Source organism: Paraburkholderia sp. BL6669N2, from assembly GCF_003387275.1.
Lineage (GTDB): Bacteria > Pseudomonadota > Gammaproteobacteria > Burkholderiales > Burkholderiaceae > Paraburkholderia.
On sequence record NZ_QUNA01000001.1, the window covers coordinates 2249645 to 2265083 of the forward strand.

The following is a 15439-nucleotide window of genomic DNA, read 5'->3' on the forward strand; positions in this document are numbered from 1 at the left end:
CGTTGCTCCTCTCTCATGCGGCTTCAGCTTCGTCGACGCCGAGATATGCTTCGACGACGCGGGGGTTGGCCTGGACGTCTGCAGGCTTGCCTTCGGCAATCTTGATGCCGTAGTCAAGCACGATGACGTGGTCGGAAATCGACATGACGAGGTCCATGTGGTGCTCGACCATCAGGATGCTCACGCCATATTTGCTGATACGAAGGAGCAGCTGTCCCAGCTCCGCCGTTTCCTGTGGGTTCAAACCCGCTGCCGGCTCATCCAGCAGTAACAGCTGCGGTTCGGTGGCGAGTGCACGCGCGAGTTCGGCCCGACGTTGCAGGCCATACGGCAAACTCCCTGCGGGACGGCTCGCCAGGTGACCGAGGTCAACCAGCTCAAGCAACTCCCGCGCACGTTGCCTCGTGATTTCCTCCTCACGACGCGCCTTCGCGGTCGCGAACAAGGAAGCAAACAAGCCGTTCTTCATCCGGCTGTGCCGACCAAGCATTACGTTGTCGAGTATCGACAAATCGGCGAAGAGTCTCAGGTTCTGGAAGGTACGACCCATCCCCTGGCAACAGATGGAATGAACCGGGCTTCCGCCAATCTCCTTCCCGTTGAAGCGAATCGACCCGCTATCCGGACGGACGACGCCCGTTACCATGTTAATCATCGTGCTCTTCCCCGCACCATTCGGGCCGATGAGCGCGTGGATATGCCCCCGCTTCAAGGCGAACGAAATGTCTTGAGCCGGCTTCACGCCACCGTATGCTTTCGAGAGCTTCGTGACCGTCAGCAGTTCCGCGCTGTTCGCCCGGCCGCCGCGCAAGAGCGTTGTAACCTGCCCGCCCGGGGCAACGTATTCTTCCTTCGAGTCTCGACTCTTGTGTCCGACCAGCTTTGACAGCGCGCCGACAACTCCCCCGGGCATCACATAGAGCGCAAACAGGAGAAGTAGCCCATACAGCGTGTGTTGAACTGAAGGCCAACGTGCAAGAAGTGCGTCTAGCAGGGTCAGGACGATTGCCCCAACAACGGGTCCAAGCTTCGTTCCCGCTCCGCCAAAAAGGACGAGCAGCAGGATGAAAATGGAGAGCTGAAACGAGATGAAATCGGAATTGATGTACTGGTTTTGCTGAGCGACCATTGCGCCAGCAAGTCCACATGTCACCGCTGCAATCACGAACGCAATCACTTTGCCCCGATAGACACGAACGCCCACCGACGACGATGCAATTTCGTCAGCCTGAAGCGAAAGGAAGGCACGGCCAAACCTTCCATTCAGCAGGTTGCGAAGCAACAGGTGAGTAACCGCGCAGAAAACGAGCCCGACGCACACCCATTGACCGAGCGACATCGGCTGCCCACCTATTTCCGGGCTACGAATCCCGTAGATGCCCTGGGCTCCGCCAAATACATCTGTCCAGTCGCTGACCAGCCGTTCCACAACGATACCGAACGCGAGCGTGACCATGGCCAGGTACGGCCCTTTGACACGAAGCGACGGCAGCGCGATAAGCACCCCGCAGACCCCCGAGATAGCCGTTGCGATGGCCATGGCGCCCCACGGATTGATTTCCGTGTGCGATGTGAGAAGTGCGACTGCGTACGCTCCCGCTCCGAACAGTCCCGCTTGACCGAGCGACTTCTGCCCTGCGAAGCCGACAAGGACGTTCATGCCAGCGGCGCACAGGTAGTAGACGCACATCATGAACGCAATGTGCAGGTAATAGTCGTTCTCGATGGAAAGCGCGGCGACGCCAAGCGCGACCGCGATGGCACATACGCCTGCTATGTGGCTGTACTTTTTCATACTTTCTCCACGAGGCGGCTGCCAAAGAGGCCCGTCGGCTTGAAAGCCAGAACGAGAATCACCAGAGCGAACACCGCAATCTCGCGCCACTGCGCTTGCCACAAATTGACCGTTGACTCGAACACTCCGAGAGCGAAGCCACCGATAACGCAGCCGCGGGGATTGCTAAGACCGCCGACCATCGCCCCAGAGAAGCCCTTCAGCCCAATAGCCAGGCCCATGAAGAGAGACGCCTGCGTGATGGGTGCAATGAGAAAGCCAGACAGCCCAGCCAACGCCGAACTCACCACGAAGGCGCCAATCATCACTGCATTCGTGTTGATGCCCATCAGGCTCGCGACGTTACCGTTGGCGGCGACAGCGCGCATCATCTTTCCAACCATCGTCTTTCGCATGACGATGTCAAAGGCAATCATCACGAGGACGGCCACTGCCAGGAGAAGCAGCTCTTGCGGGCGCACGCCGATTCCGAAAAATTGAATCACGGAGTCACCAACAGGGGACGGCACCACAACCGGTTTGGGGCCCCAGATGGCCAGCCCGATGCTATCCAGGACCACACCGAACCCGAGAGTGCTCATGACCCACGCCATTCCGGGCTGTTTTGCGAAAGGACGCACGCCGACGGCATACAACAACCAACCGAGCGCGCCCATCACGACCAGTGCGGCAACCAGCGCCAACAATTGCGCGCTCACGCCAGGCACTACCCCGCCGAAAGTTGTCGAGGTGATTGGCTTGCCCAAGAGGAGCAGCATCGCGCTCATTCCAATGAATGCGCCGCTTGATACGAATTCACCGTGCGAGAAGTTGAGCGTTTTCGTCGTAGTGAACGTAATGCTGAAGCCCAGCGCCACAAGCGCATATGCGCCGCCGACCGCCAATCCACTAATTAAAGCCTGAAAGATAGCTTCCATGATGAGTGTTCTCCGCTGTGACGGCACCTGCAGTGCCGCCATCATCGATGGGACCGTTACTGCTTGTAGTCGGCCGGGGTCAGGGACGCAACGAGCGCATCGCTGTACGGCACGAGTCGGCCATCTTTCCAGTGCACCCAAACGAAGTCCTTTGCTATCAGTGCTTCGTGATTTGTCTTGCTGAAAGGCTTGTTGTAGGTTTTAAGCAGACCTTGCACCGGTGCATTGAGGTTCTCGAGCGCAACACGGATTGCCGCGCCATTGGTACTGTTCGCCTGCTTGATTGCCTGAACCAGAACCATCACGGAGTCGTAGCCGTGCAGCGCAAACGAGAACGAACTTGGCGCCTTCAGCTGAGACCCGACGCGGGTGAACAACTTGTCCTGCGCCGTGGTCCGATTTTCACTGACGGTACGCAGAAAGAGCGGCTTCTCTGCCAACGTCTTTCCGGCTGCATCATAGAAAGTGATGTTGTCCGCCGCCCAGGAACTGAGCGTACGCGGGTAGTAGTTGATTTTCTCCATGCTCCGCATGACCTGAGCGATAGGAGTGCCCTGCGCCCAGATGATGACTGTGTCGACGCCTGCTTCCTTGAGCTTGTTCAACTGGGAAGTCATGTCTGTGTCGCTGACGCCAAATTGTTCGATGGCAGCGGGAGTGATTCCCTGCATCTCGGCGATGGACTTCATGTCTTTGAGAGCACCTTGACCGTAGCCTGTCGTCTCTGTCATGAAGCCAACCTTTTTCGCACTGCCCGTCTTCTTCACATACGCCATCAGCGCCGCGACTTGTTCACGGTCGACCATCGAGACACGGAACATGTAGTTATCCGCACCGGGGCTCATCGGCTTGGTGATGTCCGTTCCCGACGAGACATTGTCAATCACCGGCATCTTCTTCTGATTGACGATGTGCTTCCATGCCATTGCGTTTCCAGAGTTCGTCGGACCGAAGACGGCAACAACCTTTTCGTTGTCGATGAGGTCCGTCATGTTCTGGATGGACTTGGGCGGCTGTGATACATCGTCACGCACGACGAGCGCCAGTTTTTTGCCGAGCAGTCCGCCCGCTGCATTTACATCAGCTATTGCAGCTTGCATGCCAAGGACAGCGGCTTGCCCGCTCTGTGCCGAGGGCGACGCAGAAAGGTCGCCGTTGAAGCCAATCTTTATCTCCTGCGCCGACGCGACGGGGACCGCCGCAGCAAAACTGAGCGAGGCTACGATTCCTGCGATGACGCGAATTGCTTTCATGATTTCTCCAACCTGTTGCTTCAGCATTCGATGGGCGTATTCATCCCATCGTCGTTTCAATCAATCAGAACTTGCTCACGACACCCAGACTGACCGCGACCAAGGAGCGGCTCGCCCCCGGGGTTGTCTGGAAGCTGTCACCGATGGCCGGTGTGGCATTGATAATTGCGCCAGTTCCCGGGTTACCCAGCGTCTGGCCCGACGCACGCTGGTATCCTTCGAGCGCGTATAAACCTGTACGCTTCGAAAGCGCGTAATACTGGGAGAGAACGACCTGGTGATACTTGGCTGCGTCCGAGATGTTGTTCGCCTTGGAAGCCCACGTGTAGCTGTAGCCAAGTGCCAAATCGAACGCAACGGCCGGCTTCCAATGAAGCACACTGCCTACCGTGTTCCAGACGGCCGTGTCGGTGAACTTGGAATTCACGCCCGGGATGTACTGCACGTTCGAATATGCAAACGAGATGTCCCAGTTCTGGCTGAAGACATAGCCGCCGTCGACAGCGAAGCGCTGTTGAGCCTGGGCTTGGTTGTAGCCATTTGTGATGGCCGACACGCCCTGCTGACCGGATGAGTTCACAGAAGATTCCGCGCCGTACGCGCCACCGCCAAGGGTTGAGTTATTGATGCGCCAGAAGCCCGCGGCAAGACCAAAATTTCCGCCCTTGTATTGAAGTCCCCCGCTCCACGTCGAGCCCTGGTTCAAGCTTCCAGGTACGCCGGCAGGAGCAAATTGGCCACTCGCCGTAATGCCGTAAAACGTCGGCGTCGTATAGGAAATCGCATTGTTGGAGCGATAGTAGGTATCCATGCCGTCGAGGTCACCGGGATGCGAACCGTACCCGGTCACATAGAACGCGGGAACCCACGGTGAAAGCATCACGTAATAAGCGCTATATTGACGGCCCACTGACAAGGCCCCATAGGCGGGGTTCGACAACTCGATACGCGCCTGTCGGCCAAACATCGCATTCGTGAACTGCTGTCCGCCATTCGCGAGATTGAATCCCGACTCCAGGACAAACAACGTCTGATAACCGTTACCGAGGTCCTCTGTGCCACGAAGCCCCCAACGGTCTCCGTTCCACACACCCGACTGCATGCGAACGTTGGACTTTCCCGGCGTCGTCGAGCCGAGAGTTGTTTGACTGTTTTGATAGGTGATAGACGTGTCGACAATGCCGTACAGAATCACGCTCGACTGAGCAAATGCAGGAAGAACAGCCAAACCAAGACTCGCACCTACTGCACATCGAACAACTCTCTTCTTCGTCATTAAAAGTCTCCTTAATAATTTTCTAGTCCGAGTCGTCAGCGGCGGCGTCTGATTGCCATCACTTGTCGCGGCCTGTCGTGGGCAACAGGGCCAATTCGGCTTTCTATATGTAGGACAACGAATCGGTGTAGCGATTTACTCTCACTGGATTCGAGAGGAATGCACCGTGTTACGCGCGGCACGCATGATTGACTTATTTGCGGCGCTCGTTGTCTTGAGGGAGGGCTGCCTCCCCCGATAGCCCAGATACTACGCCACAAAATTAAACATGCGCCACTGCTTTTGCATAGGTGCAAATCCCTATCACGCTGCTTCACATTCATCTCAAAGACCATCGGACGGCGAGAACCGACACACCATGCGGTTTCCAGCCGGAGCCATACGCTAAGTCGCAAGCAACGCATCAGCGCTATCGCAATATCGATGGCATGTGGTGTCTGGATGTGGGTAATTACACCTATGCAATTACATATGTTTACGTGAAACACTCACGCAGCGGCGTTGCTAACCGTAAATCTGTCAGACATCAAGGAGAAATCATGTCGTTCCCTCAATACGTCGCGCCACGTTTGCTCGAAGACCGCGTGGCTTTCGTAACCGGCGCAGGACAAGGCAATGGCCGTGCACTCGCGCTCGGCCTTGCCCAGGCCGGCGCCAAGGTTGTCGTTAGCGACATTGCTTTCGAACACGTCGGGGAAACCGCCGCGCTCATTGAGAAGGAAGGCGGGAAAGCATGGCCGTTCGAGCTGGATGTGACCAACGCAGACGCTTGCTACACCCTTGCCGAAAAGGTCTCCAACGACATCGGCTGTGTCGACCTGCTTGTGAATAATGCGGGCATCATTATTCGTGAGAACTCGACAAGCCCGAATGCAGCCAAGAACTGGAAGAAAGTGATGGACGTGAACGTTCAAGGGACGTTCAATGTCACGCACGCGTTTCTTGAGGCTATCAAGACGACCAAAGGCGTGATTATCAACGTTGCATCTATCGCCGCTTATGCTGGACAAGGCGCTAGCCTCGGCTATTCCCCGTCCAAAGGTGCAATCAAGATGTTCACGCAGTCTCTAGCGGCCGAACTCGCGCCTCACGGGGTACGCGTAAATGCATTGGCGCCCGGCGTCATCGAAACCCCTATGACGGCTGCAACACGCGAGAACCCGGCGCGTCTCGAGGCGTTTATGTCACGCATCCCTATGGGTCGGGTTGGCCAAACGGAGGACCTCGTCGGCCCGACAATATTCCTGGCGTCTGGAATGTCGCGCTACGTGACGGGGGTAACCCTCGCGGTAGATGGCGGATTTCTAGCTATCTAAGGTCTGTCTTGCAAAAGCCCGCCCAGCGGGCTTTTTTTGGCACAACAGCGTCTACGCCGGAGCAGTCAGAAGCGAGTCCTACGCTGTTCTCGCGGCGAAATCCGTTTGCAGATAGCACGTGCCGACGCCAGCACCAGAAGCTGCACATTTTCGAGAACCTGCCTCCAATCATCCTTTCCACCAGCTTGCTGGGCAGGCATGGACCAACCGGGTCTTCGATTCCCAAGGCGTTACGAGGACAGCTTTTCAGAGAGCTGAAGCAGTCCCCTCGCAACGGCTCCGGTATCAGAAGTATCCAGCATGCTTGACGGGCCGAAAATGGTAACTGAAAGCACCATCTGCCCGCGGTCGAAAACAGGCGCGCTCAGGCTGTCGACGCCAGGGATTGGCACACCGAGCGTTCGTGACAGATGTGTGCGCCGCACATCTCCTGCGAAGTTCTCAATTACATCGACAAAGCATCCCGCCGAGACCGCATCGGCCTTCGCAACTTCACGAGCAAGCATCGGTTCTATCGTCTGCCTCGGAAGGAACGCGGCGAACAGTCGTCCTGTGCTGCTGTGGGCGATGGACATTACCGACCCCACATGCAAGCCGACATGCAGGTACATTTCGGGCCCGTGGTATCGAATGACGGTGGGGCCATGGTCCGTCCATATCGCGACAAACGCACCGTGATTATCGTCTTTAAGCAATTCAATGGCCAACTCCGCCGCCTTGTGCAATGGGTGGAGTTGCGCTAAAGCTCGCAGGCCAAGCTTCAATGCAAGTGGTCCGGGCTCAAAGCTCTGGGTCGTTGAATCACGTCTAACCAGTCCTGTGCGAACCAAGCTGACCATGTATGTGAAGACCTGATTCAAAGGTAAGGCGGTCGCAGCGCTCAATCCCAGCATCGAAACAGGTTTTCCGGCGTCAGCCAGATGCTGCAAAAGCGTCCCTCCAACCTCCATCGCATGGATTCCACGCTGCTCCCTAGTTCTTCCCGGAGCAAGTCGCTCGGCGCATTCGGCAGCCTCCATATCTCCCCCTCGTTTGCGAGCATCGTCCCGGAACTGGCGATGCCGACCGGTCGACACGCCGCGTTTTCTCGACCGAGTCCGACATGCCAAAAGAGCCGCGGCCGCTGGGCAACAGCAACCGCGGCAATGCACGCCCATCGGAACTAATACGCTTCTTAATGGGACACCACTGCAAATTTCATGGCCTGAGCGCCCGTCACAGTGTCTTCCTTCCGGACCTCTGTGGCAGATGCGATTGCTTTGCCTGCGATGTAGCCGAAAGTCAACGCCGGTCCCAGCGTAATGCCGGCGCCCGGGTAGTTGCCGCCCATGATGCTGCATGCGTCGTTGCCAACCGCGAACAGCCCGTCGATTGGCGAGCCGTCGAAGCTGAGCACGCGGCATGAAGAATCAGTCTTCAGGCCGGCGAATGTGCCAATGTCACCGACGCGGATTTTAAGCGCATAGAAAGGGCCTTTCTCGATAGGCGCGACACACGGATTCGGCGAATGAAGAGCGTCACCCTGATAACGGTTATAGGCTGTGCTTCCCTTCCCGAAGAGTGAGTCTCGACCTAGTCGCGCCTCGGCGTTATAGCCTCGCACGGTCTCTTTGAAGTTGAGCGCATTGACGCCAATCTTCTCGGCCAACTCGTCTACGGTCGATGCTTTCGTCAGGTAGCCGACACGCAGATAGCGGCCAATGGGCATGGGGAACGGAGCAACACTACCCAAGCCGTACGTTCGGAGAGTCTTGTGGTCGCAGATGAGATGTGCGGAAATCTCCTCTCCCGCAGGCGTCGACTTCACCAGCGCTTGCACGAAGTCATGGTACGAGTTGCCTTCATTCGTGAACCTACGGCCGTCGCGCAGCACGGAGATGACGCCCGGCTTCGCGCGGTCGATAAAGTGCGGCATGATGCCTGTGGTTCCGTCCTTTCTGGTCAGCGTCGAAACCGGCACCCAAGCAGCCGCGTTCGGCAGCGTTGTCGTCACTTGACCGCCGACTGCTTCAGCCATGCGCAATCCGTCGCCCGTGTTACCGGTCGGAGAAGGCGAGAAATGTTCGGCGCCTGTCGGAGCGTGGGCGAAGAGTTGCTTGCGACGTTCGATGTCGTATGGAAAACCGCCGCTTGCCAGGATAACAGCACGGTTCGCGTTCACGCGTACTTTGGAACCGGCCCGGTCAAGGACCGCTCCGGTGATTCTGCCGTTGTCGTTGGTGAGGCTGAGCGCCTTGGTGTTTAGCCAAAGAGGAACGTTCAGGTCGAAGAGCGACTTCGCGAGACGACCGGCAAGCGCGTTGCCGTTCGTCAGCGTCATGCCGCGACCATGCTTCAAAACGTCTGCAAAGTGGCGCGACAGACGCTTGGTGACGTACCAGGCTGACTTGATTGACTTCGTCACCCGCATGAAGTGCACAATTTCCTTGCCCGAACCAAGCATCATTCCGAATACGGTGAGTTCGGGCAGAGCCGGAGCGAGGTCCTTAATTGCGGCGCCGAGTTCGCGGCCGTCAAACGGACGAGTGACCATGGAACGACCACCTTGCGTACCGCCGGGCGCCTCGGCGTGATAGTCGGGAAACACGAGAGGCATGTCGAAGCGTACAGCTGTCTTCGCTGTGAAGAAGTCTACAGCTTCCGGCCCATTCTTGATGAAGGCGTCGACGCGCTCACCATCAAAGCTCGACCCCGCCTCGTGCTGGAGATACGTACGCGCGGCATCTTCTGCCTCGTAAATCCCTTGCACCTTTGCAAGCGCTGTATTCGGAATCCAGAGCCAACCGCCCGAGCGAGCTGTTGAGCCGCCGAACTTCGGCTCTTTCTCGATAACGAGGACATTGAGCCCCTCAGACGCGGCCGTGATTGCCGCGGACATTCCCGAGCATCCCGAACCAATAACAAGCACGTCACAGCTGAATTCGCTTTCCTGCTTCATCACGCATCTCCGATAGCGAGGACGCGTCACCTCAGGTGCGTCCTCATAATCCATCCCCGTCTTCTGGGCCATGGTCAAATCATACGCCGTAATTACATATACGCGTATATATTTGCGTACGTACAATCCCTATGCCGGATTCCATCGTCTCGGATGTAAATTGAGGACTCCATGGGAAAGGCTTGTGCCCTTCTGCTTGGATGCGGTTGGCGGCCTTGTGCGCAGGCGCTGCGCTCGCCACCTTTGTCATCGAATTTCCGGCTACCCGGCGGTCTGTCGCCGGTACCGTTTGCTTCACTACTCTGGAGACGACATGATTAAACGTATGACTTTGCTGGCGCGCAAAGAAGGCACTTCGGTAAGCGACTTTCGTGCGTACTGGTCTGGCTGTCATGCTCAACTCGCTTTGTGCATGGATGGCATTGCGAAATACACGCAAAACAGGGTCGAGAAAACCCTCTGGAAGTCCGGAGGTGGTTCTGGATGTTTTTATGTCGATGGCATCGTCGAGCTCTACTTCGAAAGCGATGAACTCATGTCCGAAGCGCAACGTTCCGCGGTCGGGAGTCGATACATTCCTGAAGACGAGCCAAACTTCCTGCGTGGATGGACGCTCTGCGTGGTCGACCACGAGGATGAAGCCACAGAGCAAACAGGCGTGAAGGTCATCCTCGTCGCTGCTCTAAGGGCAGGTGTCTCACGAATCGAGTTCGAGAAGGTAATCGTCGAATCCGAGGAGGGACAACCGACGCCGGCGACAACATCGCTCAATTGGACGACCAGAAGCGCGAAACGTGAACGCCTTTGGGCAGAGCCGGTTGTGCCCACCGTGCTTGCCGCGCTGTGGTTCAAGAATCTTGCGGAAGCGCATGACGCGTTTCGAGTTGAGAGCAGCCTCGTGCAAAGCATTGACGGCTTAGCCGACCGTGCGGCTGCGTACCTTATCAACCCGCTCGTGGTCGGGTAATCCGAATGGTCGTCGGCATCGGATGCGGGTAACCATTTCAGACCGGTAGCCGGTTTGGTGGGCGCGTCGCCCCCTCTCTCTACGGAAACCATAGCGCGCTGCGATTCGGAAATTGCTACGAAACCGCACCGTCAGCCCGTACCAAAAAAACAAAACGGGCGCTGAAGCTCCGAGCGCCCGGTGCATCTCATTTTCGGCGCTCAGCTCACGCTTTATGCAGATTCCTCGCCCGGTCGGACCGTAACGCAAAAAACATCGCTGTGCAGGCAAGAAGCAGCATGAATGCAATGAAATAGAACGCGTTGTTCATGCTTCCAGTGTAGGTCTTGATAAGACCGATTAGATACGGGGTGATGGTTCCGCTGGTGACCCCAATAGTGCTGACCAGCGCGATGCTCGCAGGAGCGCTAGAACCGCGAAAGAAGCTAGCGGGCACAGACCAGAAGATGGGATGAGCCGCGTAAATAAATACGGCCGCCGCAGTCAAGAGCGCCATGGATAGTGCGAAGCCCAGGCCATGCGAAGTCAGTAGCGCGAGCGCCGCAGCGGCGCCAGCGCCACAGACGATGAAATGCCATTTGCGTTCGTTGCGTCGGTCAGAACGACGAGCAATCAAAATCACGCCCACAGCGCCGATTGCATTCGGGATTGCCGAGTACAGACTAATCTGAACGATGTCGGTAATTCCGAATTCGCGAATCATCGTCGGCATCCAGAATAGCAACAGGAGGATGCCCGAGGTCAGGCAGAAGTACACAAACGCGAACACATAGACGTACGGGTTACCCACTGCCGCAAGCAGGGAATGGCTATGCTCAGCAGGCTTTCCGTCGTTCGCCAGCACGTCTTCCAACCGCCGCTTCTCACCTGCGCTAAGCCACGGTGCAGCGGACGGCCTGTCCTTCAAGAAGAAGAATGCGATAACACCCAGCAGGATTGCGGGAGCACCCTCGATGGCCAGCATCCACTGCCACCCGTGGACACCATGGACCCCATCCATGCCGCGCATAATCCAGCCAGAGACCAGACCGCCAAGCACACCGGCGACGGCGACACCAGCATAAAAGACGGATAGCGCTCCTGCGCGACGGCGTGCCGGGAACCAGTACGTCAGATATAAAACGATGCCTGGGAAGAAGCCGGCCTCGAATACACCGAGAAGAAAGCGTAAGACGTAAAACTGCGTGCTGTTGGATACCGCGACCATCACCACCGAACACGCGCCCCACAACACCATGATTCGTGCGAAGGTCTTCCTGGCTCCGTACTTATGCAAGAGTATGTTGCTGGGCACTTCGAAGAGGACGTACCCGACAAAAAAGAACACTGCGCCCAAACTGTACGCGGCGTCAGTGAAGGAAAGGTCGTGCTTCATCTGCAACTGAGCGAACCCGATGTTGTTCCGGTCCAGGATTGCAATGACGTAACAGAAGAAGAGAAACGGAATGATTCGCAGCGTCACTTTGCGAAACAAGGTGTCATCCGATGTGCCGACAGATGGGGGATTCGTCGGTGCAGGGACCGTGCCGACTGAACTTCGCGTTGTCATCAGAAACTCCAGTGCAGTTTTTCAGTTGTGGTCCGCTGTCAGTCGAGGCACCTACGCCACCTCACTGACCGCCAACCCACTCAGAAGGTAACCGCACCATGGCAGGTCCACGCTTCCTGATTACATATTAACGCTTCACTTCGCACATATATAATTCTCGTTTGTACCTATCTGGGTCCTTCTGGACCGCGAACGGCTTCGAAGTGCTGGTAAACACCTAACGTGCCTGCGACTGGTTCGTCAGATGTCGCACAGGCCAGGGACCGGCAAGTTCGAATTGGCCGCCCTTGCCTCGAATTCGCTTTGCCTGGCGGCCCGCAGCGCCACCAAGCACGTTTTGTTTTACGCTAATACGTTTGCGTATATATAATAAAGCACGAGTGAGCTGCCACGTACAGCGATTGCATCGTTAAGGAGACCGGTTTGTCCGCGAGAATGTTGTGGCTTCTGAGCGCGTGCTGCTTTGCCAGCATGGCGTCAATGCGGGTCTGCGATTCGCTGTTACCGTCACTGCAGGCGGAGTTTGGTGTGAACATGGGGCGCGCCGCCCTGGCGATTTCCGGGTTCGCCCTCGCATACGGCCTTACCCAACTCGTCTTCGGACCCTTGGGAGACAGGTTCGGAAAAGTTCGCGTAATCGCTCTGACCACGCTGGCCTGCACGGTAGGAAACCTTGGTGCAGCATTGTCCGTTCATATGGGCCAATTGGTCGCGGCCCGGGTCTTGTCCGGGGCTGCGGCCGCTGGAATCGTGCCTTTAACTATGGCGTGGATTGGCGACACAGTGCCCTATGAACGGCGTCAGGAAATCCTTGCACGGCTGCTCGGCGCGACGGTTTTCGGGATGATTGCCGGTCAGTGGCTAGGGGCATTGCTCGCCGACGCGGCTGCCTGGCGAATCTCGTTTGCCTCGCTGGCCTTGATTTATCTGGTTGCGGGGCTCTTCGTCTTGCGAGAAGTCAATTCGTCGGACATGACGGGAAAATCGGCCCCCGGCCGTTTCGAGTATCGTGCTTTTGAGGTGTTGGCGATTCCTTGGGCTCGAACAGTGCTCCTCGTTACCTTCATCGAAGGCTCGCTCGCGTTCAGCGCGCTATCGTTCATCCCGACCTATCTGCACGGGACATTAGAACTTCCGATGTCGAGGGCGGGCGCGATTGTGGCTCTTTATGGGGTAGGCGGTTTAACGTACAGCCGATGCGCGCGCCTCCTGGTCCGTCGCTTGGGAGAAGCCAATCTGGCGAGGCTTGGCGGTGCCTGTCTCGCAGTATCATACGGCGGACTCGCGCTTCTCAACACCTGGTGGCTCGCGTTGCCCGCGTGCTTCATGGCTGGATTTGGCTTCTACGCGTTGCACAACACGCTGCAGACCCATGCCACGCAGATGGCACCGAGCGTGCGCGGAACCGCCGTGTCACTCTTTTCGTGCTTTCTTTTCTTTGGGCAATCAATAGGCGTTGCTTGCGCCGCGTGGTTTATCGACAGATTTTCAGCGCCGCCCGTTTTTATAGGCTGTGCTTTCGGCCTTTTTCTAGTCGCAGTCGTGTTTTCTTCGCTGGTTTCTCGCCAAACCGCACAGTTGGCAAGGAGCTAACGGAATGCCGGCGGAGCAGATAACCGGGGTGGGCGCCAGCTGGCAAAGGAAGCGCACGGCGAATCAGATGGAACATGCGTGCCTAGACGGCCGGTACAGTCGGCGCGGAATTCTGTTCGGTCAACAGCTTGGTGGTCGCGAGAAGACTGGTAACCAGCGGGCCTTTCCAGGAAACGTCGAAATTCCCGGCAACCCCGAAGAGCGTCAAAACAAGAACAATCTCTCCGTTGTTGTCAAAAACCGGTGCGCTGATGCTGTTGATACCTGGAATCGGCATGCCTTCTCCTCGCGCCACTCCTCGCTTTCGAATATCCGCCAGAATGGCGTCAAACTGCGTGATGGTCAGACGCTCGCCATCAGGAGTTTGCGACCCGAAATCCGCACCGACGAGCTCGTCGAGCGTGGAACTCTGCTTGTATGCAGCAAACACACGGCCAGTCGTCGAATGCGTGAGCGACATAACCGTGCCGACGTGAACACCTGCATGCAGCGAGGCGGCCGGCTCAATGCTTTGCAGAACGGTTGGACCACGGTCTCCCCACGCGGCGAGAAGCACACTTTGCTCGACGCGCGTCGCAAGGTCGGTGGAAGGCTGCATTGCATTACGGACTGCGGGCACCATGCGAAGCGCATGCAACCCCATGCGGAGAGACAAAGGCCCTGGCTCGAAACGCGAGGTGACGGGGTCCCGTTTGACGAGGCCGGTACGAAGCAGGCTCACCATATAGGTGAACACCTGATTCGTGGGAATGCCGCTGCGCGCGCTGAGCTCCGCAAGTGTCACTGGTTCGCCAGCGTCCGCGAGATACTGAAGGAAGCGGCCACCCACTTCCATGCTCTGAATGCCGCGTTGCTCCTTCCGGGCACTTGAATCGAGGCTTTCCGGATTTTCTTTTGCCCGCTGCTTCGTTACCATGCAATCCTCTGTGCACGAACACATTATGTTTCGCCGATTTTACCGGCTTCCTGGTCACCGTAAGGCACTTGGATTCTGAATCCGACAAGATACGCAAATGGACACCGAAAGCACCGAAAAAGCCCAGCGGGGAATCCAGTCAGTTGAAGTGGGCAGCGAAATTCTGCTGGCACTCACGCAATCTGACTCGCCCATGCCGCTCAAAGAGATTTCGCGGGTCACCGGGATGTCTCCCGCCAAGCTTTTTCCGTATCTGGTGAGCCTCATCAAGCTTCAACTGGTACAGCGAATGGAGCCGTCAGGTGATTATGCCCCAGGTCCCCTCGCGCTGCGGCTTGGCCTGTATGGGCTGCAACGATTGAATCCTCTGCGCGAAGCCGAGGCGGACGTAGTGGCGCTAGCATCGAAAACCGGACAAAGCGTTTTTTTGACGACTTGGGGGCCAAACGGACCGGTCGTCGTCAGGCAGGAAGACCCTTCATATCCGCTGCATCTCACTTTGCGAGTCGGCACGGTCATGTCGCTCGTCAACACGGCAACGGGACGACTTTTCGGCGCGTATATGCCAGAGTCCTTGGTGCAGAAGGCTCTCGCAGACGAGAGCATACGGCTCAGCGGTGCAACCGCACTGAAGACAACGGAAAAGCAGGACCTGTTCAAGGAGTATCGGAAGATTCGCGAGGAAGGCATGACGCGAACTTCGGGCTATCCTTTGCCGGGCGTCAATGCTATCGCGGCACCTGTATTCCTGTTCACCGGGTCCATAGCGCTGGCCATCACGCTGGTTGGGCCCGCAGGTACGTTCGATACAAGTTGGGATGGGGAACTTGCGTTGACCCTGCGCCAGACCACACTGGACCTGTCCTACCGACTAGGCTACTCGGCCATCCGGGGCGACGAGGCCTAGTTCATCGCGATG

The 15439-nt window shown here is 57.3% G+C and carries 12 protein-coding genes; 4 read left to right on the forward strand and 8 right to left on the reverse strand.

The window, feature by feature from the left end:
• Positions 1–13 precede the first annotated feature (13 nt).
• The 4 genes from B0G80_RS10220 to B0G80_RS10235 form a co-directional block, all read right to left on the reverse strand.
• Positions 14–1795: an ABC transporter permease subunit gene (locus B0G80_RS10220; RefSeq protein WP_116117919.1), complete on the reverse strand. Its 1782-nt coding sequence runs from the start codon at positions 1793–1795 to the stop codon at positions 14–16.
• On the reverse strand, positions 1792–2715 hold the full coding sequence (locus B0G80_RS10225) for a branched-chain amino acid ABC transporter permease (RefSeq protein WP_116119610.1): 924 nt from the start codon (positions 2713–2715) through the stop codon (positions 1792–1794). The genes B0G80_RS10220 and B0G80_RS10225 overlap by 4 nt, the downstream gene beginning before the upstream one ends.
• Positions 2716–2768: 53 nt before the next feature.
• Positions 2769–3965, reverse strand: a complete 1197-nt coding sequence (locus B0G80_RS10230; RefSeq protein ID WP_116119611.1) for an ABC transporter substrate-binding protein — start codon at positions 3963–3965, stop codon at positions 2769–2771.
• A gap of 64 nt (positions 3966–4029) precedes the next feature.
• Entirely contained in the window at positions 4030–5241 is a 1212-nt protein-coding gene (locus B0G80_RS10235) for a porin (protein ID WP_116117920.1), read from the reverse strand.
• A gap of 539 nt (positions 5242–5780) precedes the next feature.
• On the opposite strand from B0G80_RS10235, the gene B0G80_RS10240 reads away from it, so the two are divergent.
• On the forward strand, positions 5781–6557 hold the full coding sequence (locus B0G80_RS10240; RefSeq protein ID WP_116117921.1) for an SDR family NAD(P)-dependent oxidoreductase: 777 nt from the start codon (positions 5781–5783) through the stop codon (positions 6555–6557).
• 230 nt (positions 6558–6787) lie between these two features.
• Here B0G80_RS10240 and B0G80_RS10245 read toward each other — a convergent pair whose 3' ends face one another.
• Positions 6788–7576, reverse strand: coding sequence for an IclR family transcriptional regulator (locus B0G80_RS10245; RefSeq protein ID WP_220377454.1), 789 nt, complete (start codon positions 7574–7576; stop codon positions 6788–6790).
• Positions 7577–7731: 155 nt separating this feature from the next.
• The gene (locus B0G80_RS10250; protein ID WP_116117923.1) at positions 7732–9495 is read right to left on the reverse strand and encodes an FAD-dependent oxidoreductase; all 1764 of its coding nucleotides are present in this window, start codon (positions 9493–9495) and stop codon (positions 7732–7734) included.
• Between the two features lie 313 nt (positions 9496–9808).
• On the opposite strand from B0G80_RS10250, the gene B0G80_RS10255 reads away from it, so the two are divergent.
• Entirely contained in the window at positions 9809–10462 is a 654-nt protein-coding gene (locus tag B0G80_RS10255; RefSeq protein WP_181919945.1) for an EthD domain-containing protein, read from the forward strand.
• Between the two features lie 205 nt (positions 10463–10667).
• On the opposite strand, the gene B0G80_RS10260 is transcribed toward B0G80_RS10255, so the two are convergent.
• Positions 10668–12011 carry an MFS transporter gene (locus tag B0G80_RS10260; protein WP_116117925.1) on the reverse strand — a complete coding sequence of 448 codons (1344 nt, stop codon included), beginning with the start codon at positions 12009–12011 and terminating at the stop codon, positions 10668–10670.
• A gap of 423 nt (positions 12012–12434) precedes the next feature.
• On the opposite strand from B0G80_RS10260, the gene B0G80_RS10265 reads away from it, so the two are divergent.
• Positions 12435–13604, forward strand: coding sequence for an MFS transporter (locus B0G80_RS10265; RefSeq protein WP_258878872.1), 1170 nt, complete (start codon positions 12435–12437; stop codon positions 13602–13604).
• 82 nt (positions 13605–13686) lie between these two features.
• Here the strand turns inward: B0G80_RS10265 and B0G80_RS10270 are convergent, their stop codons facing one another.
• Positions 13687–14520 (reverse strand): IclR family transcriptional regulator, encoded by an 834-nt coding sequence (locus tag B0G80_RS10270; RefSeq protein ID WP_166656137.1) that lies wholly within the window; start codon positions 14518–14520, stop codon positions 13687–13689.
• 97 nt (positions 14521–14617) lie between these two features.
• On the opposite strand from B0G80_RS10270, the gene B0G80_RS10275 reads away from it, so the two are divergent.
• Positions 14618–15427 carry an IclR family transcriptional regulator gene (locus B0G80_RS10275; protein ID WP_116117928.1) on the forward strand — a complete coding sequence of 270 codons (810 nt, stop codon included), beginning with the start codon at positions 14618–14620 and terminating at the stop codon, positions 15425–15427.
• The last annotated feature ends 12 nt before the right edge of the window (positions 15428–15439 follow it).

Bases quoted from the DNA above. Each gene is read 5' to 3' on its own strand.
- B0G80_RS10220 (WP_116117919.1), bottom strand. From the start codon at position 1,795: ATGAAAAAGTACAGCCACATAGCAGGCGTATGTGCCATCGCGGTCGCG.
- B0G80_RS10230 (WP_116119611.1), bottom strand. From the start codon at position 3,965: ATGAAAGCAATTCGCGTCATCGCAGGAATCGTAGCCTCGCTCAGTTTT.
- B0G80_RS10235 (WP_116117920.1), bottom strand. From the start codon at position 5,241: ATGACGAAGAAGAGAGTTGTTCGATGTGCAGTAGGTGCGAGTCTTGGT.
- B0G80_RS10240 (WP_116117921.1), top strand. From the start codon at position 5,781: ATGTCGTTCCCTCAATACGTCGCGCCACGTTTGCTCGAAGACCGCGTG.
- B0G80_RS10245 (WP_220377454.1), bottom strand. From the start codon at position 7,576: ATGGAGGCTGCCGAATGCGCCGAGCGACTTGCTCCGGGAAGAACTAGG.
- B0G80_RS10250 (WP_116117923.1), bottom strand. From the start codon at position 9,495: ATGAAGCAGGAAAGCGAATTCAGCTGTGACGTGCTTGTTATTGGTTCG.
- B0G80_RS10255 (WP_181919945.1), top strand. From the start codon at position 9,809: ATGATTAAACGTATGACTTTGCTGGCGCGCAAAGAAGGCACTTCGGTA.
- B0G80_RS10260 (WP_116117925.1), bottom strand. From the start codon at position 12,011: ATGACAACGCGAAGTTCAGTCGGCACGGTCCCTGCACCGACGAATCCC.
- B0G80_RS10270 (WP_166656137.1), bottom strand. From the start codon at position 14,520: ATGGTAACGAAGCAGCGGGCAAAAGAAAATCCGGAAAGCCTCGATTCA.
- B0G80_RS10275 (WP_116117928.1), top strand. From the start codon at position 14,618: ATGGACACCGAAAGCACCGAAAAAGCCCAGCGGGGAATCCAGTCAGTT.